Genomic DNA, 23,916 nt, shown 5'->3' with positions numbered 1-23,916 from the left:
CAAAATGCCTGCCATCAAAACATGTGATCAATGTCCCGGTTTCCTTCAAGAATGGTTGGATTCCTATAATTAGCAATCGATTAAAAATTTTAAAAAAATTGAGTCAAATGGGTGGAAAAATATTTCGTTACCCGATATATTTATATTTACGTGAAAAAATCATCAGGAGGAGGGATAGTCTTGGACACTTTTAAAAAATTGAAAAACTATTATTGGCCATTTAAAAAATTGTTTTTTGCATCCTTGTTTTTTGTCATGCTTGTAACAGCAATAACAGTCATTTACCCGGTGGTTCTGCAATTGACCATCGACAATGTCGTGTTGAAAGGCCAGTACTCGTGGGTGCCGTATTTATCAGTGGGATTTATTCTCATCATGGCCGTGAAAGGAGTCGCAAACTTTTCCCAGCAATACTTGGGGGAATTGTTCGGTGTCAAATCAGTCTATACATTAAGGGACAGTCTATACAAAAAATTGCAAAGGCTTTCGTTCACTTATTATGACAACGCTAGAACAGGGGATTTGATGTCCCGTCTGACAATGGACGTGGAAGGTTTCAAATTTTTCCTTGCTGCTGGCTGTAAAGAATTAATCAAAGTCGTTTTGTTGATGGTTCTAAGTCTGAGTGTCATGTTTTATTATTCCGTACCTTTGGCGCTTGTGACAATGGCCGCCATGCCTTTTTTGGCAGTCGTAGTCTATAAGTTCGACCGGCGTGTCCATCCCTCTTTCCGGAAGATAAGGAAATCGATGGGAAGGCTCAATACACGAATTCAGGAAAATGTCAGCGGAATGAATACGGTAAAGTCGCTTTCAAAAGAAGATTTTGAAATCTACCGTTTTACCGATAAGAATGATAATTACAAAGATAATTATATTGCCACCTCTCATATTTGGGCACGTTACTTTCCGCTCATGGAGTTCATCGGCAATATCTGCATGGTCGCTTTGCTCGCCTACGGTGGTTATTTGGTCATCAGCGGGAATCTAAGCATGGGTGCACTAGTGGCCTTTTTCAGCCTTGTCAATTATATACTGGGACCTTTGATGCAGCTTGGATTCATCGTTAACATGTTCTCCCAGGCGAAGGCATCCGGGGAACGGTTATTGGAAATTCTGGAAGCGGAAGAAGACATCCAGAACACCGAGGATCCTGTAGAAGTTCAACGGTTGCAAGGTCATGTGACTTTCAATAACGTTACGCTTACGTATTCGGAAGATGATGATTCTGCTCTGAAAAATATATCCTTCGACGCACCTCCTGGAACCGTGGTCGGATTAATCGGAGCGACAGGAGCAGGTAAAACGAGTATTACCCAATTGATCACGCGTTTCTATGAACCTGAGGCGGGTGAAGTGTTGGTAGATGGAAGAAAAGTGGAGGAATACGATTTAAAGTCATTACGGCGAAACATCGGATTTGTGTTACAGGAGTCTTTTTTATTTTCCACCTCGATAAAAGAGAACATTGCATACGGTAATCCTAATGCCAGCATGGAAGAGATTGTGGATGCAGCCAAGCGGGCACAGGCACATGATTTTATCATGGAAATGCCTGCCGGTTATGAAACCATGCTTGGTGAAAGAGGAATGGGACTCTCTGGTGGCCAGAAGCAGCGGATTGCGATTGCCAGAGCTATCTTGATTGATCCGAGCATTCTTGTTTTAGATGATGCCACCTCGGCAGTCGACATGGAAACAGAATTTAAAATCCAGAAGGCGTTGAAAGAAGTGATGAAAGATAGGACCACTTTTATCATCGCCCATCGGATTTCTTCTTTGAAACATGCAGACGAGGTATTGGTCTTGGAGGATGGCGAAATCGTCGAAAGAGGCAGACATGAAGAACTGTTGACGAACGGCGGACCGTATCAGCGGATTTACGATATTCAGTATCAGGATAAACAAGAAATCATGAGTGCTGCAAAATAAGGGGGGAGTATTATGGCAAAAACAATAGCTAATCAGCCCAAACGGAGCAGGCACCTTAACCGTTTTTATTACCCGTTGGACCAGGCGGTGGAAAAACCCTTTAATTGGAAACAAATGCTGCGTCTGCTGACATTTGTCAAACCATACACAGGGAAGCTGGTGCCGGGTGCCATCGTTGCCATGCTTATTTCCACACTGATCAGGATGGCTGTGCCTGTTTTGATTGGTAAAGTGGCAATTGACATAGCGATAAAAGATAAGGATGTCGGTTTTCTGACATACCTTGTCATCGGTATTTCGTTATTGTATTTAGTGAGTTATCTTGCGAATACTTTTCGGATAAAATGGGTGAACATACTTGGGCAGAATGTGATTTATGATCTTAGAAGGAACCTTTTTTCCCATGTTCAGCATTTATCCCATAACTTTTTCGATAAACGTTCTGCCGGTTCGATTCTTGTCCGGATTTTGAACGATGTAAATTCTTTACAGGAATTATTCACCAATGGAATCATCAACCTGTTGATGGATGTCGTCATGCTTATCGGTATTGTAGTCATCTTATTTGTGCTTAGTCCTCCGCTTGCATTAGCGGTGATGATTGTACTGCCGATCATGTTCTATATTTCAACAAAGCTGCGTCGAAACATTCGCCGGGCATGGCAGGATGTGCGGATTCAGAAATCAAGGCTGAATTCCCATCTGAATGAAAGCATGCAGGGAATCCGTATCACGCAGTCTTTCTCACAGGAAAAGGAAAACACCGAGTTTTTTGATGGCGTGAACACAGATAACTACGAAAGTGAACGCCTGGCTACCAAAAAAAGTGCATATTTCGGGCCTTTCGTAGAGATGAGTAACGCCATCGGCACAGTTATCCTGATTGCTTATGGATCACATTTATTGTTGCTGGGAGAAGCGAATGGCGGGATTGAAATCGGTACGTTTGTTTCATTCGCTTTTTTCCTCGGTATGTTCTGGGAACCGATTTCGAGGCTGGGGCAGATTTATAATCAGTTGCTTGTTGCAATGGCTTCTTCGGAAAGGATTTTTGAATTCCTCGACGAACAACCGAATGTAGAAGAGAAACCTGATGCGAAGACGATTGAAAAAATGAAAGGGCATATCGAATTTGATAAAGTTCAGTTCTCTTACGACGAAGACAGGATCGCTTTACACGAAATTTCATTGGAAATGAAACCCGGCCAGACCGTGGCACTGGTAGGGCATACTGGATCCGGAAAATCGACGATTGCAAACCTGATCAGCCGATTTTATGATCCTACCAAGGGTGCCGTGAAAATCGACGGAATGGATTTGCGGGATTTAAAGCTTGATAGTCTGCGAAAAAATATCAGTGTCGTGCTCCAGGATACGTTTATTTTTTCAGGTACCATCATGGAGAACATCCGATTTGGAAGACCTGATGCCACAGACGAAGAGGTCTATGATGCAGCAAAAGTCGTCGGTGCGGATGAGTTCATCAGCCGACTGGCCGATGGCTACCAAACGGAGGTCGAAGAAAGAGGGAACATTTTATCAGCAGGTGAGCGACAATTATTGTCTTTTGCTCGGGCATTGTTGGCAGATCCGCGAATACTGATTTTGGATGAGGCAACAGCCAGCATTGATACAGAAACAGAAATGAAGATCCAGCAGGCTTTGCGCAAGCTGTTGAAGGGGCGTACGGCCATCATGATTGCGCACCGTCTCTCCACGATAAGGGAAGCGGACCAGATCATTGTACTGCAACACGGTAAAATCCTGGAAAAAGGCAACCATCAGGAACTGATGCAGCGACGTGGGGAATATTTCGATTTGGTCAAATCACAATTCCAGATGTTGAATGCACTATAAGATAATGTAGTTGAAAAAAGCTTGAACCACAACGCAGAAACCGAACGATATTCGAAATGCTAAGCATTCGAAAGCGTTCGGTTTTTTCTTTCTATAGGACTCTATAAAGTAAGCCATTGAGACATTTTTCTTTTATACAGATTGTTTGATGAATGATTGTCATAGTTTTTTTAGATATCCTCTACTCCGTTGGCTATCTCTTTTATTCACGCATGTAGGCAAGGAAGAAAAATCATGTTAAGGATTGCGCCGCATATATTGGGAGTGGCGATTCCCGAATTGTACAGAAACAGGTGCAATTTTTCCGTTTATCCTTGTTCTGTAAAGGAAAATAAAATGGAATAGGGTGATTTCTTCCAGAAGTTAAGGAGGAAACAGAAAGGGAGGATGCAATATGTTTGCTGACAGTGTAGCGATGAGCAGAGCGTTGACGTCGTTGACGCTAGGCTTTCATATTATATTTGCCACCATCGGGGTGGGCGTACCGCTGATGATTTCGATTGCGGAGTTTATCGGGATAAAAAAGGGAGACGCACATTACATTTTGTTGGCCAGGAGATGGACACGCGGTTTTGTTATTACCGTTGCTATAGGTGTAGTGACTGGTACCGCGATTGGGCTTCAGTTGTCTTTATTATGGCCGAGCTTTATGCAAATTGCCGGTAACGTCATCAGTCTGCCGTTATTCATGGAGACATTTGCTTTCTTCTTCGAAGCCATATTTCTCGGAGCATATTTATATACATGGGACAGGTTTAAAAATCCGATTTATCATTGGATAATATCCATCCCGGTGATCATTGGCTCTACCATGTCTGCGGTTTTCATCACGACGGTCAATGCATTTATGAATGCACCGCAGGGTTTTGAATTGAATGGCCGAACCATTACATCCATTGATCCCATAGCGGCTATATTGAATCCGGCGACACCCGCAAAAGTTTTTCACGTAGTAACATCCGCTTATTTGGCATCTGCCGCTATACTGGCTGCCATCACTGCATTTAACATTTTGAAGAAAAAAACCAACCCGTACTATAAAAAAGCGTTGAAGCTTACGATGACATCGACTTTGATTTTTGCACTCGCTACAGCCATTGCGGGAGATGTATCAGCCAAATACTTAGCAGAACACCAGCCGGAAAAATTAGCCTCATATGAATGGCATTTTGATACGGAAAGAGGTGCAGATTTAATACTGTTTGGCACGTTGAATGAAGATAATCAAGTAGAACATGCCATCCGGCTGCCGAACTTTTTAAGCTTTTTGTCTTTCGGAGATTTCAATAGTGAAGTCACAGGACTGGAAGAATTCGACGAAGAGTTAGTGCCCCCATTATGGATCCACTATTTGTTTGACGGGATGGTGACACTCGGCATGTTTGCTCTGGGAATTGCCATGCTCTATTTGATTTCGCTTAGGATCCGACGCTGGAATGAAGAACACCCGCTGCTTTTATGGCTGATAATTATCAATGGCCCGCTTGCCATGCTCGCGATCGAATTTGGCTGGATTCTTGCTGAGGTGGGACGTCAGCCATGGATTTTGAGAGGGTATATGAAGGTAGCGGAGGCGGCTACGACTTCACCGCATGTAGGTTGGATGTTTTTGCTGTTTTTAGGATTATATATTGTTCTGGGGGTCATGGGGGTCCGAGTATTGAGAAAGCTGTTTAAAAACAATCCGGCTGAATTAGAGCTTGAGCAACGATTTCCACATATTGCGAAAAAGGATGATGGCCAATGAGTTATGAAGTGATAGGAATTATCGTCCTGTGGCTGTTTCTTTATGGTTATTTAATTGTCGCTTCGGTCGATTTTGGTGCTGGTTTTTTTGCATTTTATGCCAAGCTAACCAATAAAGATCATATCATCAATCAATTGATATCCAGGTACCTTTCCCCTGTCTGGGAAGTGACCAACGTTTTCTTTGTTTTTTTCTTCGTCGGCCTTGTCGGTTTTTTTCCCGATACGGCGTATTATTATGGCCAGACCTTGCTGATACCCGGCAGCATTGCCATCGTATTGCTGGCTGTACGAGGCTCATTTTATGCTTTTGAGAACTATGGATCGAAGAAAAGCAACTTCTATATGTTTTTGTATGGAGCCACCGGCCTTTTGATTCCTGCCTCTTTGTCGACGGCAATGACTATTTCGGAAGGCGGGTTCATTCAGGAAACGGAAGACGGAGTAATCTTGCTCACAGGGGAATTGATGACAAGTCCTTACTCTTGGAGTGTCGTGTTTTTAGCGATTGTTTCCGTTCTGTATATCAGTTCTGCATTTCTCAGTTTTTATGCAAATCGAGCCAATGATTGGAAGGCTTTGGAACTTGTCAGAAAATATACATTGTTTTGGAGCTTCCCGACCATCATTGCTTCTTTAACAACCTTCATTGCGCTCAGCCAGCATAATATTGAGCACTACCAAAATATGATTGATTTGTGGTGGATGTTTGGATTGTCGCTCGTTTGTTTTTCTGCGGCTATGTGGTTGATATATCGGGGGATATACTATGGATTGGCATTTATTTGTGTCATGCTTCAATTCTTTTTTGCTTTTTTTGGCTATGGAGCAGGGCACCTTCCATACTTGCTGTACCCATATGTGACCCTTGAGCAGGGTGCTACCCATGAGGCGATGGGGCTTGCCTTGGTCATTGCTTTTATTCTGGGCCTGCTGTTGCTGATTCCTTCGCTCTATATGCTGATGCGCATGTTTTTGTTTGACGCTGATTATGTAAAAGGGAAAAAATAACTTTCCCCTGCCTCTTATTCAGAAAATATGGTAGAATGATGGAAGCATCGATAAGATATGGAGGAAGAGGCATGGGTAGAGAATTTGCAGTCATCGGACTAGGACGTTTTGGAGGCAGTATTTGTCGCGAACTTAGTAAAGAAGGGATGCATGTATTAGCGATTGATTTGGCTGAGGATAAAGTCAATGAATTCAAAAATATTGCATCCCATGCCGTTATTGCTGATACGACAGATGAAAAGGTGTTAAAAGAACTGGGAATCAGGAATTTTGATCATGTTATTGTTGCAATCGGTGACAATATTCAATCCAGTATTTTGACGACCCTGATGCTGAAAGAGTTGGGCATCAATAAAATAACGGTAAAAGCACAAAATGATTATCATGAAAAAGTACTAAACAAGATTGGTGCCGACCATGTTGTCCACCCGGAGAGGGATATGGGGAAAAGAATTGCCCATAGTATGATATCCAACAATATCCTCGATCACTTGGAGCTTTCAGATGAATATAGTATTGCTGAAGTGAAAGCAGGCAGGAAGATGAGCGGGAAAACGTTGATCGATTTAGATATCCGTGCAAATTATGGCTGCAACGTAGTGGCGATCAAACAGGCGAAGAATATTAATGTTTCCCCAATGCCAGATGAAGTGATTGACCATGATGATGTATTGATTGTCATTGGAGCTGACAAAGATATAAGCAGATTCGAAAAACATTTGGTTGTAGATGAGGACTAGCCGGAAACACAACAGGACAGGACAATAGAATTCCAAGTAAAAAAGACGATGATTCGAAGTCAAGGCTATCGAATTCGTCCTTTTTTATTTAGATGCGGTTGTTTTTGTTCCTGTTTTCATTCCGCACTTTTGGAAGGGTCCGTTCCATCCCTTTACTCGTTTGTTTTCTCCATACAAATTGGTTCTCAGTCAAATGTGGTGTGTTTATTCACTCCACCATCTCTTTATCGAAAGGCTCACTCCAAGAAATGGCTATTCTCCTCAGGCCGCAGTGGAAATAAACTCGCATTCCGCGGACGAATGCCCGAACCGCCTCGCGAAGCCCGCCCAATCCCCGATAATTCTATGATAAGATGACGTTGCATTCATATCCCACTCTATTTCCTTTGGTGTCAGCTACTTAGGGTAACAAGGAGAGAGGAAATACGTGTATTTTTTGTCTCTGTACGGATCCGCATCACGACTAGAGTCAACACCACATCAGTATAGAGCCTGCAAAACACAAAACGGAGACGGATTGGCAGTCGTTATAACTGCAATCAGTCTCCGTTTTTTATTATACTTCCATAATGATTGGCAAGACCATAGGCTTCCGCTTCGTTTTCTCGTAAAGGAAAGGCGCGATTGTATCGGTAATCTCATTCTTGATCTCCGACCATTGTGTCGTCCGTCTCTCCATCACTTTGTTCAAATGTGCCGAAACGAGCTTCTGAGCCTCTTTTATAAGATCTTCAGATTCCCTCATGTACACGAAACCACGGGAAATGATGTCAGGACCTGAGGCAATTTTGAATTCTTTCATATTGATACTTACGACTACCATGACCAAGCCTTCTTCTGAAAGAATACGGCGGTCACGAAGGACAATGTTTCCGATATCCCCGATACCGCTGCCGTCCACATAGACAGATCCGGAAGGGATTTTGCCGGCTACTGCAGCATTATCTTTGCCCAGCGCTAGCACATCACCGTTATCCATCACAAAGCAATTACCTGGATCAATATCACATGCGTTGGCCAGCTTTGTATGTTCTTTCAGCATTCGGTATTCACCGTGTATCGCCATAAAATACTTAGGCCTGATAAGGCGAAGCATCAGCATTTGTTCCTGTTGGCTGCCGTGACCCGAAGTGTGAATGTCATTTAATGGTCCGTGGATGACATCCGCACCGGCCCGATATAGCATGTTGATGGTTCTGCTGACGCTTACGGTATTTCCAGGGATTGGAGAGGAAGAAAATACAACCGTATCGCCAGGGATGATTTGTATTTGCCGGTGCGTACCATTGGCAACTCGGGAAAGGGCGGCCATGGGTTCGCCTTGGGATCCTGTGCAAAGAATCGTCACTTCATTTGCCGGAAGTCTGTTAAGCTGATGAGCATCGATAAAGGTATCCTTTGGAGCTTTGATATATCCCAGCTCCTGACCAATATTGATGGATGCTTCCATGCTCCTGCCGAAAACTGCCACTTTGCGGTTGTGCCGCACAGCGGATTCGACTACCTGCTGGAGTCGGTGGATATTAGAAGCAAAGGTTGCGAAAATCAATCTGCCGTTAGTCCTTGCAAAAATGTCGCTGATACTTTCCCCTACTACGCGCTCGGACTTGGTAAAACCAGGTACCTCGCTGTTTGTACTGTCTGATAATAAACAAAGAACACCTTCTTTGCCGATTTCGGCCATTTTCGCCAGGTTGGCTGGTTCTCCTACCGGTGTAAAGTCAAATTTGAAATCCCCGGTATGAACGATGTTTCCTGGTGGTGTTTTGATGACGATTCCATAGGAATCAGGGATGCTATGAGTGGTTCTGAAAAAGGTAACTGATGTTTTCCGAAATTTGATGACATCGTCTTCTTGGAATGTATTTAATTTTGCATTCCGCAAAAGACCATGCTCGTCCAGTTTGTTTTTGATTAATCCAATCGCAAGTTTTCCAGCATAAATTGGGACATTGATTTGCTTCAGCAGATAAGGAATCCCGCCGATATGATCCTCGTGTCCGTGGGTAATGAATACCCCTTTGATTTTATCTTGGTTTTGCACCAGGTAGGTATAGTCGGGAATGACATAATCGATGCCCAGCAATTCATCTTCGGGGAACTTTATACCCGAATCCACGATGATAATTTCATCCTGGAATTGAATTCCATACATGTTTTTGCCGATTTCCCCAAGCCCTCCGAGTGCAAATACGGCTGTCTGATCATTTTTTACAAATTTCATTGACTAAACAGACTCCACTTTAAAATCAGGGGATTGTTTTTCATATTCCAAATGCGTTTCATCAAGTTGCTGGATAAACTCGATATTGATTTTGCGACTGGCCAGTTCTTTTCTAACTTGTCGTTCTGATTCAGCTTCAAAGTATAAGCTTTTCGTGCGCTCCCGCACGGGTATTTCTTCCGGTAACTCCTGGTAAAGTACTTTATATACCATAAAAAAAATCTCTCCTTAACTTGTATTACCAGTTATATCCTTTTTCATAGCATGTTTATTTTCAGTAAAATACAGTAATCAAACGCAGCAGGGTTTTCACTTAACGGCAGTCATTTTCAAATGTACTAGGTACGCCTTTGCGACCGCGACCTAACAGACCTTTCCATTGTTTTTTCAACTTTTCCCTCAAACGTTTTAACATTATTACTTACAGCTCCTTTCCTTATACACAAAGAAAAGCAACAGAAAAACGTTTACCGATCCAATCCCTATTAATTTATAGTATAGTATGAAATGGCAAATATTGAAATAGAAACGCGCCTCTAAATTTATTTTTTTCTGTTTCAGCCGTATTTTCTTGAGTTTTTTGCTGCCTCGTGTGATGATATTTTTTACTGAAAGAGTCAACTTATACTAGCTTGAAGTAGAAATACCTGCTGTATTTTGTTGAAGTCAACGATAAGTGAAGCACCGACGCAATCGGAAACTGTGCAAAAATGGATATAGGGGGAAGGAAAATGGTGGATAAAATTGTGTTTCTCGATATAGATGGAACCATCGTAGACCATGAAAAAAAGATACCAGCCGAAACCAAGCAAGCGGTAAAGCGTTTGAAGGAAAACGGCGCTCATGTTGCAATTGCGACAGGGAGAGCTCCTTTCATGATTGAAGATATCCGTAGAGAATTGAATATAGATTCCTACGTTTGCTTTAACGGTCAATATGTCGTTCTCGAGGGAAAGACTGTATATGAGCATCCTCTGACGGTAGAGCAGTTGTCTGCTCTCACTAAAAAGGCAGAGCAATCCGGTCATCCGATGGTGTTTTTGAACCATGAAGAGATGCGGGCATCCGTTAAGGAGGACCCATTCATTACAGATAGTTTATCCAGTTTGAAGGTTGCTTACCCGGAAGTGGATCCTGACTACTTCTATAAAAAGCAAATTTACCAGGCGTTGTTGTTTTGTGAAGACCAAGAAGAGAAGGTTTATCAGGACCAAGATGATTCTTTTACACTCATCCGATGGCATGATTACTCCTGTGATGTGTTGCCAGGAGGAGGATCAAAGGCCGTCGGGGTGGAAAAGCTTATCGAGGCTAGCGGACTTAGCAGTGCAGATGCCTATGCATTTGGCGACGGTCTTAATGATATCGAAATGATCAAGCATGTAGGCACTGGCGTTGCCATGGGAAATGCTGTACCAGAACTGAAAGCGGTGGCTGACCATATCATCGGGAACGTGGATGAAGCGGGTCTCGCTAAGGGAATGGTCCAAATCGGTTTGTTGTAACGGATACTAGTGCTGTTTATCCTGGTAGAAGGCTGGTCGGAATCGAACTCAAAAGAGGGCAGGGTCACATCCGGTGTACTGGAAAGGAACTTCTGTTACCAGGATGGAAGTTATTCAATGCCGGTTGGGTGTTTCGGTTTCCGCGGAGTCGGATACCGCTAATTTGCTGAAGAAAAGATCTGTGTCTGGCAATAACAATGGCCCAGGCATTCACTTGACAAGCGTAAAAAGAAGCCTGCTTTAGGCTCATTGTACTGAAAATCAAAAAACCGAACGAATTCGATTACTTGGCAATATCGAATATCGTTCGGTTTTGCTTTGACCACATGTTTTTCAAACGCTTATTCTATTGGTTTGGAATTTTCCGGTGCTTCGAACGGATTCACGGGGTTAATGTAATCGTAAAACATGACGCCATTCAAATGGTCGATTTCGTGTTGGAAAACGATGGCGGCATAACCCTTCAGCCGCAGTTTAACCGGGTTTCCCTCCAAGTCAGTTGCCTTTACAGTAATCCTGGCATATCGGGGGACATAACCCGGGACTTCTCGGTCGACAGACAAACACCCTTCCCCTGTGGAAAGGTAAGCTTTTTCAACAGAATGACTGATGATCCGGGGATTGAATAGGCCGTGGCTGTATTGTTTACCATCGAAATCCTCAAAATGGACGGCGATCATTCGTTTTGAAATCCCTATTTGGGGAGCGGCAAGCCCTACACCAGGACGTAAATTATATTGTTCGGCGGTTTCTTCGTCCTGGCTATTTTTTAGGAACTGCAACATTTCCTCAAGTGTCTCTTTTTCCTCTTCTGTTGGCGGCAGAGAAACTTCTTCGGCAGTTTCGGTTAAAATCGGGTTGCCTTCCCGTACAATATCATCCATTGTTATCATATCTTTCACTCCTAGCTGCAAACTATGCTGGTTTTTAGTTTAACACAATCGGAAGATAGCGGGAATCGAAATACTTTTTTATACAACAAGAATGTTTAGAGTTTGTCTTCATAAACTAAAACTAGGAAAATCACGGAAGAGAAAATCGCTTTATAAACCATTGGATTTATTATATGATTAAACACGTAATCGAAACTACATAAAAGTCATTCATCTAGAAGATAGGAGGGGAATCATTGCAAAGGATCCGTATTATCATCCTTTTAGGGATACTTTCGGTGGTGCTTGCTGCCTGCAATAATCAATCCACGGAAGAAAAAATGTACGAGCATCTGGAGGAGGCTGTTTCACTGGAAGAAGGCTTTGCGGAACAACAGCAACCCTTGGTTGAACTCGAACAGCAGGAAAAAGAGCTATATAATGAAATCATTTCCCTGGGCATGGAAGAGTTCGATAAAGTGAAAGATTTGTCTGAGGAGGCTTTAGGGCTGATCGACAAACGGGAAGAGCGACTGGATGCTGAAAAAGAGAGTATAGAATCGGCAAAATCGGAATTCGATGAAATTGAATCATTGGTCGAAGAATTGGAAGATGAAAAAGTTCAATCCACTGCCAAAGAAATGATCAGTGTCATGGATGAAAGGGAGCAGGCATATCAAGGATTGAACGAGGCCTATCACGCAGCCTTGGAGCAGGATCGGAAGTTGTATAAAATGTTACAGCAGGAAGACTTGGAAGAGGATCAACTAAGAGAGCAAATCGATGTCATCAATGAACAGTATGACAAAGTGATTTCTGCCAATGAAACCTTCAATGACAAGACGGAAGCCTATAATCAATTGAAGCAAGATTTTTATGAACAGGCTGAGTTGAATGTCGAATATGAGAATCAATCGGAAAGTGAATCAAATAAACAAAAATCGGAAGGCAATGATTCACAAGACGAACAGGATGAACAGGATAAAGAAAGTACAAAGGATGAATAAGGCCTGGACTTAAAGCTTGTCCACTGAAGCCAAACCGAGCGGATTCTTAATCAAATTCGTTCGGTTTTTGTTTGTCTGTTCTCTGTACAACGTGTTGTTCGATGCTTGGTTCGCATTGCTACGGCAAGATACTGCGGCATTGGCACGGCTTCCACTTCCTTGGAAAGCACCAACCGCTTTCTTGCGGGATTTTCAGCTCGTGCTGTTCCCGCCGGAGTCTTCATATTTTGCCTGCTAAGTTTTCAGGAACTGATTTCCACATGATCAAAACAAGGTGATCCGTATTCGTCTATTGGCTGATAGGTACCTACACAGGACGAAGATGAAAAATCAGCATGGGGGTTCCTTTATTCCTTGGAGCTTGAACAACAGCATAAAAAGGATAAAGAAAAAGTGCTGGTTACCAAGAGGCTTTGCATTTTACACATAACGGAATTAGACTGCACGGAAATTACACCACAACAAAAACGGGTGCAGCGTCAAACAAAAATGCTCCCCTTATCCGGTTCCGCTTGATAGGGAAATCCTAAAAGCCATTGATACAGTAATCTAAAAAACTTGAAACAGCTGTGAATATTAATGGAAGGCTGGAGTCTGGGCCATTATTCCGCCAGGAACAGAGTCTTAGAAAAAAATACAATCTACAAAGGTAAAGTGTTTGACCATCCCATATGAATGAGCTAAAATTAAACCAGAGTGAAAATTGTACCAGTCAATTTAAAGATAAACTATGTAACAGTTTGTTGGTTGCTTTATCAAACGATTAAGTGATTGAAATAAAGGGTATTGTATTTTTATCATAATTGGTACAGATTTTTTTAACTTTGGGGAAGGCTAGACTCATAAAGCAATATTGCCTTTGTGCGTGCTTTCCGATCAAGTTGCCGAAAAGTTGTTTCGGCCCACTCTGTATTACTTACCCCGTTTAATCGGGGACAAATCTAAAGGATAAGAGAAAGGAAGAGGTGAGTCGATTTGAAACGTACTCTTGAAAACATCGAAAACCAATTTGAAACGTTTCGAATTCTGAATGAAGACGGCGAAATCATCAATGAAGATGCCATGCCCGAGCTTTCGGATGATGAATTGAAAGAACTTATGCACAGAATGGTGTATACCCGTATTTTGGATCAACGCTCGATTGCGTTGAATAGACAAGGACGTTTAGGATTCTATGCTCCGACTGCAGGACAGGAAGCTTCTCAATTGGGAACTCATTATGCATTGGAGAAAGAAGACTTTATTCTTCCAGCTTACCGTGATGTGCCTCAGTTGATTTGGCACGGCCTGCCGTTGTATCAAGCATTCTTGTTCTCCCGTGGACATTTCCATGGCAACCAGATGCCTGAAGGCGTGAATGCACTTAGCCCGCAAATCATCATCGGTGCTCAATATACTCAAGCTGCCGGGGTAGCACTTGGTATGAAACGCCGCGGTAAAAAATCTGTTGCAATCACTTACACTGGTGACGGCGGTACTTCTCAAGGCGACTTCTATGAAGGAATCAACTTTGCGGGTGCATATCAGGCTCCGGCAATTTTTGTGGTGCAAAACAACCAGTTTGCAATCTCTGTCCCTGTGGAACAACAAACAGCTGCTACAACGCTGGCACAAAAAGCTGTGGCTGCAGGAATCGAAGGCATCCAGGTAGACGGCATGGACGTATTGGCTGTGTATGCAGCGACGAAAGAAGCGCGTGAACGTGCCATTAACGGAGAAGGCCCTACTTTGATTGAAACATTGACTTACCGTTATGGACCTCATACGATGGCTGGTGACGACCCGACTCGTTACCGTACTGAAAACATGGATAACGAGTGGGAAAAACGCGATCCGCTTGTACGATTCCGCAGCTTCCTTGAAAAGAAAGGCCTATGGTCTGAAGAGGAAGAAAACAAAGTGATCGAGCAAGCAAAAGAGGAAATCAAAGCGGCAATCAAAAAAGCTGACGAGCAGCCAAAACAAAAGGTGACAGACCTTATCAAAAATATGTACGAAGAACTTCCATCACACTTGGAAGAACAGTTGGAAGAATACACAGAAAAGGAGTCGAAGTAAATCATGGCTCAAATGACAATGATCCAAGCAATTACAGATGCCTTGCGCACTGAATTGAAAAATGATGAAAATGTGCTGGTTTACGGGGAAGACGTCGGTAAAAACGGCGGTGTTTTCCGTGCTACTGAAGGGCTGCAAGATGAATTCGGAGAAGATCGCGTATTTGACACACCGCTTGCTGAATCAGGCATCGGCGGTATTTCCATCGGTCTTGCTTTGCAAGGATTCCGTCCAGTACCTGAAATTCAATTCTTTGGCTTCGTTTATGAAGCAATGGATGCCATCAACGGACAAATGGCTCGTATGCGTTACCGTTCCGGTGGTACGAAGGCACAGCCTATAACAATCCGTTCACCATTCGGCGGTGGTGTTCATACACCAGAATTGCACGCTGATTCACTGGAAGGATTGATTGCGCAACAACCGGGCATGAAAGTTGTCATTCCTTCTTCTCCTTACGATGCAAAAGGATTGTTGATTTCATCCATTCGCGATAACGATCCGGTTGTGTTCCTTGAACACATGAAGCTTTATCGTTCTTTCCGGGAGGAAGTTCCGGAAGAAGAATATACAATCGATCTTGGAAAAGCCGAAGTGAAACGCGAAGGTGCGGATGTGACACTCGTTGCTTATGGTGCGATGGTCCATTCTTCATTGAAAGCAGCCGAAGAACTTGAAAAGAACGGCGTAAGTGCGGAAGTTATCGATTTAAGAACCGTAATGCCGATCGATATGGATACAATCTTGGAATCTGTGAAGAAAACAAATCGGGTAGTAGTGGTCCAGGAAGCACAGCGCCAGGCTGGTGTTGCTGCGCATATCATTGCCGAGATTCAAGAGCGGGCGATTCTTCACCTGGAAGCTCCTGTACTGCGGGTAACTGCTCCTGATACGGTATATGCGTTCTCTCAAGCAGAAGAAGTTTGGCTTCCAAACTATAACGATATAATTGAAAGAGTCAACCAAGTAGTTAATTTCTAAAGAGAACCTGAGATAGGAGGCAATATAAATGGCTTTTGAATTCAAGCTTCCGGATATCGGTGAAGGTATCCATGAAGGCGAAATAGTAAAATGGTTCGTAAAAGAAGGCGACCAGGTCAATGAAGATGACGTGCTTTGCGAAGTGCAAAACGACAAGGCCGTTGTTGAAATTCCGTCTCCAGTAGAGGGAACTGTCAAAGATGTGAAAGTAGAAGAAGGAACGGTTGCCGTTGTAGGCGACGTCATCATTACGCTTGACGCAGAAGGTTATGAATCAGAAGACGGTGGAGAAGAAGAAGCTCCTGCAGAGGAAGAAGCTCCTGCGTCCGAAGACAAGACTGCTGCAGATCAAGAACAGCCTGCCGCAAGTGCGGATGACAGTGATGAAGATTCTGATAAACGTGTCATTGCAATGCCTTCTGTACGTAAATATGCTCGTGACAACAACGTGAAAATCTCTAAGGTACAGGGTACAGGTAAGAATGGCCGAGTTACCAAAGAAGATGTAGACAGTTACTTGAACGGAGGACAGCAGCCTGCCGCTGAACAAACAGAACAACAACAGCCGGCTGACGACCAATCTGCTGCTCCTGCTGCTGCTCAAACTGTTCCGGAGGGTGAATTCCCTGAAACCCGCGAGAAAATGAGCGGCATCCGTAAATCTATCGCTAAAGCAATGGTTAATTCGAAAACAAAAGCTCCACACGTTACACTTCATGATGATGTGGATGTTACTGAGCTGGTAGCTCATAGAAAGAAATTCAAAGCTGTTGCTGCTGAACAGGAAATCAAGCTTACGTATCTTCCTTATGTCGTAAAAGCATTGGTTTCTGCTCTGCGAAAGTATCCGATCTTAAATGCATCCATTGATGAGAATACGGATGAAATTGTTCAAAAACATTACTACAATATCGGTATTGCTGCTGATACGGATAAAGGATTGCTCGTACCGGTTGTCAAAAATGCCGATGCTAAATCCATCTTTGCGATTTCTCAAGAAATCAATGAATTGGCAGTCAAAGCAAGAGATGGTAAACTTAGTCCGAATGAAATGAAAGGTGCTTCAAGCACTATTTCCAATATCGGTTCTGCAGGCGGACAATGGTTCACCCCTGTGCTTAACTACCCAGAAGCAGCCATCTTAGGAATTGGACGTATCGCTGAGAAACCTGTCGTACGTGACGGTGAAATTGTAGTGGCTCCAGTACTGAGTCTGTCTCTAAGCTTTGATCACCGTATCGTAGACGGCGCTACAGCCCAAATGGCACTAAATCAAATCAAGCGTCTGTTGAACGATCCACAATTAATTATGATGGAGGCGTAAATTATGGTAGTAGGAGATTTCCCGATCGAATTAGACACACTAGTAGTCGGCGCCGGACCAGGCGGTTATGTAGCCGCGATCCGGGCTGCCCAAACCGGCCAGAAGGTCACTATTGTCGATAAAGGCAATTTGGGCGGTGTTTGCTTAAATGTCGGCTGTATTCCTTCCAAAGCTTTGATTCAAGCAGGGCATCGTGTCGAACAGGCACATGGCGAAGATGAGCTTGGAATTAAAACGGAAAACGTCAGTGTGGACTTTTCAAAAGTTCAAGAATGGAAAGGTTCCGTTGTCAATAAACTGACTAGCGGAGTGGAAGGACTTCTTAAAGCAAACAAAGTGGACATTGTAAAAGGGGAAGTTTACTTTGTCGATAAAAATACAGTAAAAGTAATGGACGAGAAAAATTCTCAAACTTATACGTTTAATAACTGTATAATCGCTACAGGTTCCAGCCCGATCGAACTTCCGACTTTCAAATTCTCCGACCGTGTGCTTGATTCTACCGGAGCACTCAACCTAAATGAAATTCCGGAAAAATTGGTAGTGATCGGCGGAGGTTATGTCGGTACAGAGTTGGGTACTGCTTATGCCAACTTCGGTACGCAAGTGACGATCCTGGAAGGTACGAAAGATATCCTGGGCGGCTTTGAAAAGCAGATGACGTCTCTGGTGAAGCGCCGTCTGAAATCCAAAGGTGTTGAAATTGTCACCAATGCAATGGCCAAAGGGGTAGAAGAAACCGACAAAGGTGTTAAAGTGACCTACGAAGTAAAAGATAATCAAGAGGTTATCGAAGCCGATTACGTACTTGTCACAGTCGGCCGTCGTCCGAACACTGCTGAAATCGGCCTCGAACAAGTCGGCATCGATTTGGACGACAGAGGATTGATTAAGATTGACAAGCAGTGTCGCACAAACGTAGATAACATCTTTGCGATTGGTGATATTGTTGCTGGTCCTCCACTAGCGCATAAGGCGTCTTATGAAGGTAAAGTGGCAGCCGAAGTAATCGGTGGAGAAAAATCAGAAATCGACTATAACGGTATCCCTGCTGTTGTATTTTCTGAGCCTGAACTGGCCACAGTTGGATACGATGAGCAAAGCGCCAAGGATGATGGATATGAAGTGAAAGCATCTAAATTCCCATTTGCTGCAAATGGCCGTGCTTTGTCTCTTAATGAAAGTGATGGATTTGTAAAACTTATCACTAGAAAAGAGGACGGTTTGGTTATTGGAGCTCAAGTTGCCGGACCAAATGCCAGTGATATGATTGCCGAACTTGGCTTGGCTATTGAAGCGGGAATGACAGCGGAAGACCTTGCGCTTACCATTCATGCGCATCCAACGCTTGGTGAAATCACCATGGAAGCAGCAGAAGTTGCTCTTGGTACACCGGTTCATATTGCTAAATAATTTTAAATGTAAAAACCTCCAGAAGTTCTATCTACTTCTGGAGGTTTTTTAGTTTGGCTCCATGCCGAATGTGGTGGTGTGATTTTACTTCCACCCTCTCTTTATTGAAAGGCTCATTCTAAAAAAGGCTATTTTACTCAGACCGCAGAGGAAATAAACTCGCTTTCCGCGGACGAACGCCCGAGCCTCCTCACAAAGCCCGCTGTGGGGTCTCGGCCGCCCGTTTTTCCGCAGGATCCTCGCTTATTTCCTCTGCTACGCTATTTCGCTCTATAGAGCCTTTTAAACCGATTGCTGCCATAAAATTTCTTTTAGAAATCAAAGAAAATCACTTCTTTTTCGTGTACCCTCTGTTGATTCCACGATGAGCGTTCGGTGGTGACGCCTGCGGGAACAGCGCGAGCCGAAGATCCACTTGGTCAAGTGTTTTTCTTGACCAAGTTAGCTGAGGCCGTACCCGCGGCAAGCATCCATCCAAAAGCGATTGGTGAGCATCAACAACAATCTTTAAAATCTCTTCTAGATTAGAAAGGAATTTTTCAGTGGCCTCGAGGGAATGAGTGTGTTTTTTGCACAATGCAGGAATACCCATCACGACAGAAGGCACCACCACATTCAGTATAGAGCCTAAGATTCAGGGACACTCCTCTTTAAATTGAAAGAAAAGCGGCCTGGGGTGGAAATTGCATTCCCCTCAGGCCGCTTAAAATGCTGCTTATCCTAGTATTTCAGTTCTTCAGTGTCCCAACCCTCCTAATGGTGGGTTTAACCAGTCGGTGGTGCGGTAACATGCTCTGAAGCTTTCTCAATTGACTGTTTTCAGCAGCTGCTGTAACACTTCTGATTTTTTTGTATCACCGCTTAAAGTCGAAATTGTCTCTCCATCTTTCACAATAACAAGTGATGGATATTCACCAATTTCTTTCCTTTTCGCTGCTTCTTTTGTCGTTTTTTTACGCTCTATACTATCCAGTTGTTCAGGATAATCTTGTTTTAAGTCCCAAATGGCGGTTAAATATTCGTTTTCTATTTTGGGATTTGAATTGGTTGAATAATAAAAGACCTGATAATCACTCGGTGCGAAGCTTACTTCTTCGATTGGATGCTTCGCATTGCAACTAGTGGAAAACAAAACTAAGCCCACAAAAATCAAGGTAAGCCATCTTTGCTTAGTGATATGCCGCACCTTCCTTTTGTTTGATGTCGTATAGCTACATCATAACAAAAAAAACGCCCAAAACAGCTTTTATAACCTAATTGTTAACAAAATGAAACAGGAGCGCGAATCGTGTAACAAAATGAAATGAAAGCAACAACGGTGTGACGGAGTCAGTTTCAATTTGGACAAAAGGATGCCCGTACCTGCGTGAAGAAATATCCAATAGCATTCGATTTATCTAACAATGGGATGACGGTAAAACAGACTTTCATTCCGGATGCTTCTCGAACTTCCGTCCAAGGACGGAACCGCTTCCTTCAGGGTTGGATGAAATGCAATCAAAACCACCAGTGTGAACTGGTGGTTTGCTCTGCGGCTGAAAGCCTCTGTTACCGGCCTCGGCCTGAAAGGCCCACCGAAAGGGTTTCCCGCCTGCACCACATTCACTCACTAATTCTAAAGAATTTCGTTATTTCTTCCGATTTTTTTCTCCTGTAAATGGATCATGTTCTTCGAACAAGGTTAACTGATCAGCCATATAATCTTCTTTTAGCTGATTTCTTATATATTCTTGGATTTGTTTCTTATTTCTGCCCACTGTATCAACGTAGAAACCTCGACACCAGAATTTCCGATTCCCATATCGATATTTCAAATTAGCGTGTCGATCAAATATCATCAGGCTGCTTTTTCCTTTTAAGTACCCCATAAATTGAGATACACTTAACTTGGGCGGGATACTGACTAACATATGGATATGATCCGGGCAGGCATTTGCTTCATGGATAATTACGCCTTTCCGTTCACATAAATCTCTTATAATTTGACCAATACTCTTTTTATACTTTCCATAAATGACTTGTCTTCTGTATTTGGGAGCAAAGACTACGTGATACTTACAATTCCATGTGGTATGTGCTAAACTGTTCATGTCCTTCACAGGGCATACCTCCTTCTTTGGTGAGATGAAGTGGTCGGGAAACCAACTTTATCCTACCATGAAGTGAGGTTTTTTTATTACCACGCTGTAAGCTCTCCGGAACCCCTGGCATTGCCAGGGGTTTTCTAATTCATTAAAAAAACACCGAACGGGTCGAATCCCGTTCGGTGTTTGCTCTGGCGGAAACCTTTTATCCCAGCCATTGTTATCTGTTTTCTTTCTTAGGCCGGCGTAAGTCCACTGTGGCCGCTTCCTCCCGAAATGATTTGACCAGTGAGAATACGACCAAAATCATAATAATAGCAAATGGAAAAGCAGCAATGATGGAAGCTGTTTGCAACGTTTCCAGCCCCCCTTGCCACAGCAGGATAGCTGCAGCAGCCGACTGGATGATACCCCAAACAAACTTCACGCGGTTTTGTGGATTCAAACCGCCGCCTGTGGTCTGCATTCCTAGTACAAATGTTGCAGAGTCCGCAGATGTGATAAAGAAAGTACTAATCAGCAATACAGCTAAAATCGACATGATCAAGCCGAGAGGATAGGACTCCAATACTGCGAATAAAGCGATTTCTGTTCCCATGTCATTAACGTAATGAATGATGTCCTGTCCACCATAAAATTCAAGATTTATTGCAGACCCTCCGAATACAGAGAACCACAGTGCGCCGAATATAGTAGGCACCAGAAGGACGCCTAATACGAATTCCCTGATAGTCCTTCCTTTTGAAACTCTGGCAATGAAGGTACCGACAAATGGTGCCCATGCAATCCACCATGCCCAGTAGAATATCGTCCAGCCTTGAATCCAAGTGTTGTCCTGATCAAAAGGCGTTAGACGGAAACTCATGTTGACTATGTTGGCAGCATAATTACCAAGAGAAGTGGTGAATAAATCCATGATGAAATTAGTAGGTCCGGCAAATAATAGAAACAGCATTAACAGAATCGCCAATACAATATTCGTGTTACTCAGGTACTTTATTCCTTTGTTAAGCCCTGTCATGGCTGAGAGCAAATAAAGCACGGTCACGATGGCGATTATGACTAACTGTACAGTCATCGTCCGGTCTATACCCGGAAAGATGAAGGCAAGACCGCCACTGATCTGGATAGCCCCGAGACCTAGAGAAGTGGCGACACCGAAGATGGTCGCAAACACTACGATAAAATCGACAAGGGTGCCCCAGCCGCCTTTCACTTTTTCGCCGAATAATGGCTCGAGAATGGAACTTACCAGACCGGGAGCGCCTTTCCTGAATTTGAAATAGGCAAGAGCCAGGGCAATGACAGCATAGATTCCCCAAGGGTGCAGTCCCCAGTGGAAGAAGCTGTAACGCATTGCTGTGCGGGCAGCTTCGGCAGAACCCTCGCTAATATTTCCGTCTGGTGGAGTGTGAAAATGGGAAAGTGGCTCGGCAGCTCCCCAGAAGACTAATCCTATGCCCATTCCGGCACTGAAGAGCATGGCAAACCAGGTTAAGTAATTATACTCTGGGCGATCTTCGGGTTTACCAAGCCGTATGTTTCCGTACTTGGAAAAAATAAGGAAAATGGCAAACACCAGGAATCCAGTAGCTGATAATAAATAGAACCAGCCGAACTTTTCGACGATAAACCCTTGGATGGAACTAGTCACATTATCTAAATTGCCATTAGGCAAGACACTATCCGGAACCAAGCCCCAGACGATAAAAATGATAGCTACAGCAAGGGAAATATAAAAAACTCTGGTAATTTTATTCATTTTTTCTCGTTCCTTTCCTTTATTATTTTTTTAATGAACTCTTTGCTGTTTATAAAACCACAATTATTTATTAAAACATAATTTGTCCATCTTTCAAAATGGTTTGCTGTTTCTTGGTGTCAAGGAATGGTCTTAATATGTCCATCTTTTTGTAGGTGATTCTTTGGTATGGGGGGAAGAGAAGAGAGTCCGCTTCGTCAAAACTCGACAAAAAATCGTGCATAAAATAAGAGTACCCCTGTCAGCTTTGCTTTAAACACCTTTAAAAATCCTTCTTTTTCACTAGAAAATTCTTGTTTGGAGTGGTTCCCAACTTTTAGTCGATTATTTATAATAAAGAGACAGGATATGACAAACAGCAGGAGGTTTAACGGTGAAAAAACGCATATTCATTTGGATGGGAATAATCAGTCTGCTTATTGTTGCCGGCTGCAGTCAATTGTCTACTTCGGCAGGAGATGACAAAGACAAACAACATACGGAAAAAAAAGAAGATGTCGAGGAACAGTCAAAGGAGACAGATGTGCAAGAAAATCAGGCGAAAACCGATACGGATAAAAGCAAGAAATCAGAACAAGCAACGGCACAACATGAAAAGGAATCGGATGACAGGACCGAAAAGCCTCAATATGAACTGACAGATAACTGGTCGATTCAACCTATCGATGATCAAGCTAAAGAAAACGTAGTGCTGTTGACCATTGACGATGCACCAGACAAGCATGCACTTGAAATGGCTAACACGTTGAAAGAATTAGATGCCAAAGCAATATTCTTCGTCAACGGGCACTTTTTGGAGAGAGAAGAACAAAAGCAAATATTAAAGAAAATACATGATATGGGATTTTTAATTGGCAACCATACATACCATCATCAGGCTTTGGTCGATGCGACGAAGGAGGAGCAAAAAAAAGAAATTGTCAGTTTGAATGATTTAATTGAAGAGATCATTGGAGAAAGACCGAAATTTTTCAGGGCGCCTAATGGCCAGAATACTGATTATTCAAAGCAGATCGCCAAAGAGGAAGGGATGCTTCTTATGAATTGGTCTTATGGCTATGACTGGAATGAGGAGTATATGGATGAAGATGCGCTTGCTGATATAATGGTGAATACCGAACTATTGGGTAACGGGTCAAATCTGCTGATGCATGACCGTGAATGGACCGCCAAGGCTCTGGAAGAGATCGTGTCAGGTTTGCGGGGAAAAGGATATGAAATTGTCGATCCAGGATTAATAAAAACCGCGGACGAATAGAGTTTCTGCTCTTTAAAAAACAAGAGCCTGGGACAAAAGCATCGTGACCAAAATGAAAACCGAACGATCATTCGTTCGGTTTTTTTGATGAGCTAAAAGCAAATGCTATGAAAAGTGCAACGTTCCACTCCGGCAAGGTACT

20 protein-coding genes are annotated in these 23,916 nt (G+C 43.1%); 12 read left to right on the top strand and 8 right to left on the bottom strand.

Annotation, left to right across the window (positions count from 1 at the left end; genetic code table 11):
• Positions 1–180 precede the first annotated feature (180 nt).
• The 5 genes from ABVF09_RS01125 (at position 181) to ABVF09_RS01105 (ending at position 7,286) form a co-directional block, all read left to right on the top strand.
• Entirely contained in the window at positions 181–1,932 is a 1,752-nt protein-coding gene (locus ABVF09_RS01125) for an ABC transporter ATP-binding protein (RefSeq protein ID WP_371068433.1), read from the top strand.
• Between the two features lie 12 nt (positions 1,933–1,944).
• A complete protein-coding gene (locus ABVF09_RS01120) occupies positions 1,945–3,789 on the top strand; it encodes an ABC transporter ATP-binding protein (protein ID WP_026570513.1) in 1,845 nt (614 codons plus the stop codon).
• A 394-nt stretch (positions 3,790–4,183) separates the two neighbouring features.
• A complete protein-coding gene (locus tag ABVF09_RS01115) occupies positions 4,184–5,536 on the top strand; it encodes a cytochrome ubiquinol oxidase subunit I (protein WP_026570512.1) in 1,353 nt (450 codons plus the stop codon).
• Positions 5,533–6,546, top strand: coding sequence for a cytochrome d ubiquinol oxidase subunit II (locus tag ABVF09_RS01110; protein WP_153462469.1), 1,014 nt, complete (start codon positions 5,533–5,535; stop codon positions 6,544–6,546). Before ABVF09_RS01115 ends, ABVF09_RS01110 begins: the two co-directional genes overlap by 4 nt.
• Before the next feature lie 71 nt (positions 6,547–6,617).
• Positions 6,618–7,286: a potassium channel family protein gene (locus tag ABVF09_RS01105; RefSeq protein WP_026570510.1), complete on the top strand. Its 669-nt coding sequence runs from the start codon at positions 6,618–6,620 to the stop codon at positions 7,284–7,286.
• A gap of 556 nt (positions 7,287–7,842) precedes the next feature.
• Here ABVF09_RS01105 and rnjA read toward each other — a convergent pair.
• Both rnjA and ABVF09_RS01095 read right to left on the bottom strand, forming a co-directional pair.
• The gene (gene rnjA, locus ABVF09_RS01100; RefSeq protein ID WP_026570509.1) at positions 7,843–9,510 is read right to left on the bottom strand and encodes a ribonuclease J1; all 1,668 of its coding nucleotides are present in this window, start codon (positions 9,508–9,510) and stop codon (positions 7,843–7,845) included.
• A 3-nt stretch (positions 9,511–9,513) separates the two neighbouring features.
• Positions 9,514–9,723 (bottom strand): DNA-dependent RNA polymerase subunit epsilon, encoded by a 210-nt coding sequence (locus ABVF09_RS01095; protein WP_026570508.1) that lies wholly within the window; start codon positions 9,721–9,723, stop codon positions 9,514–9,516.
• A gap of 518 nt (positions 9,724–10,241) precedes the next feature.
• On the opposite strand from ABVF09_RS01095, the gene ABVF09_RS01090 reads away from it, so the two are divergent.
• A complete protein-coding gene (locus ABVF09_RS01090; RefSeq protein WP_371068432.1) occupies positions 10,242–11,015 on the top strand; it encodes a Cof-type HAD-IIB family hydrolase in 774 nt (257 codons plus the stop codon).
• A gap of 341 nt (positions 11,016–11,356) precedes the next feature.
• Here ABVF09_RS01090 and def read toward each other — a convergent pair whose 3' ends face one another.
• Positions 11,357–11,908, bottom strand: coding sequence for a peptide deformylase (def, locus tag ABVF09_RS01085; protein ID WP_026771415.1), 552 nt, complete (start codon positions 11,906–11,908; stop codon positions 11,357–11,359).
• A 236-nt stretch (positions 11,909–12,144) separates the two neighbouring features.
• Between def and ABVF09_RS01080 the strand changes: the two genes are divergently transcribed.
• A complete protein-coding gene (locus tag ABVF09_RS01080) occupies positions 12,145–12,894 on the top strand; it encodes a YkyA family protein (RefSeq protein WP_371068431.1) in 750 nt (249 codons plus the stop codon).
• A gap of 50 nt (positions 12,895–12,944) precedes the next feature.
• Here ABVF09_RS01080 and ABVF09_RS01075 read toward each other — a convergent pair whose 3' ends face one another.
• Positions 12,945–13,118, bottom strand: a complete 174-nt coding sequence (locus ABVF09_RS01075) for a hypothetical protein (protein ID WP_371068430.1) — start codon at positions 13,116–13,118, stop codon at positions 12,945–12,947.
• A gap of 751 nt (positions 13,119–13,869) precedes the next feature.
• On the opposite strand from ABVF09_RS01075, the gene pdhA reads away from it, so the two are divergent.
• The 4 genes from pdhA to lpdA are packed head-to-tail and all read left to right on the top strand — an operon-like array spanning position 13,870 to position 18,670.
• Positions 13,870–14,952, top strand: coding sequence for a pyruvate dehydrogenase (acetyl-transferring) E1 component subunit alpha (pdhA, locus tag ABVF09_RS01070; protein ID WP_026570505.1), 1,083 nt, complete (start codon positions 13,870–13,872; stop codon positions 14,950–14,952).
• Between the two features lie 3 nt (positions 14,953–14,955).
• Positions 14,956–15,933, top strand: a complete 978-nt coding sequence (locus ABVF09_RS01065) for an alpha-ketoacid dehydrogenase subunit beta (protein WP_026570504.1) — start codon at positions 14,956–14,958, stop codon at positions 15,931–15,933.
• Positions 15,934–15,961: 28 nt separating this feature from the next.
• Positions 15,962–17,257 (top strand): dihydrolipoamide acetyltransferase family protein, encoded by a 1,296-nt coding sequence (locus ABVF09_RS01060; protein ID WP_153462477.1) that lies wholly within the window; start codon positions 15,962–15,964, stop codon positions 17,255–17,257.
• 3 nt (positions 17,258–17,260) lie between these two features.
• Positions 17,261–18,670: a dihydrolipoyl dehydrogenase gene (gene lpdA / locus ABVF09_RS01055; RefSeq protein ID WP_153462479.1), complete on the top strand. Its 1,410-nt coding sequence runs from the start codon at positions 17,261–17,263 to the stop codon at positions 18,668–18,670.
• 190 nt (positions 18,671–18,860) lie between these two features.
• Here the strand turns inward: lpdA and ABVF09_RS01050 are convergent, their stop codons facing one another.
• The 4 genes from ABVF09_RS01050 to ABVF09_RS01035 all read right to left on the bottom strand — a co-directional run bounded on the left by ABVF09_RS01050 (position 18,861) and on the right by ABVF09_RS01035 (position 22,516).
• Positions 18,861–18,992, bottom strand: a complete 132-nt coding sequence (locus tag ABVF09_RS01050) for a hypothetical protein (protein ID WP_272914935.1) — start codon at positions 18,990–18,992, stop codon at positions 18,861–18,863.
• 483 nt (positions 18,993–19,475) lie between these two features.
• On the bottom strand, positions 19,476–19,823 hold the full coding sequence (locus ABVF09_RS01045; RefSeq protein ID WP_026570502.1) for a hypothetical protein: 348 nt from the start codon (positions 19,821–19,823) through the stop codon (positions 19,476–19,478).
• A gap of 475 nt (positions 19,824–20,298) precedes the next feature.
• Positions 20,299–20,760: an IS200/IS605 family transposase gene (tnpA, locus tag ABVF09_RS01040; RefSeq protein WP_153462423.1), complete on the bottom strand. Its 462-nt coding sequence runs from the start codon at positions 20,758–20,760 to the stop codon at positions 20,299–20,301.
• A gap of 214 nt (positions 20,761–20,974) precedes the next feature.
• Positions 20,975–22,516: a glycine betaine uptake BCCT transporter gene (locus tag ABVF09_RS01035; protein ID WP_026570501.1), complete on the bottom strand. Its 1,542-nt coding sequence runs from the start codon at positions 22,514–22,516 to the stop codon at positions 20,975–20,977.
• 373 nt (positions 22,517–22,889) lie between these two features.
• On the opposite strand from ABVF09_RS01035, the gene ABVF09_RS01030 reads away from it, so the two are divergent.
• Positions 22,890–23,774: a polysaccharide deacetylase family protein gene (locus ABVF09_RS01030; protein WP_026570500.1), complete on the top strand. Its 885-nt coding sequence runs from the start codon at positions 22,890–22,892 to the stop codon at positions 23,772–23,774.
• Positions 23,775–23,916 lie beyond the last annotated feature (142 nt).

The organism is Sediminibacillus sp. JSM 1682029 (assembly GCF_041366435.1).
Classification (GTDB): Bacteria; Bacillota; Bacilli; order Bacillales; family Amphibacillaceae; genus Sediminibacillus; species Sediminibacillus terrae.
Note: the sequence above shows the minus strand (reverse complement) of the source record. Positions and strands in the feature narration are given on the sequence as shown.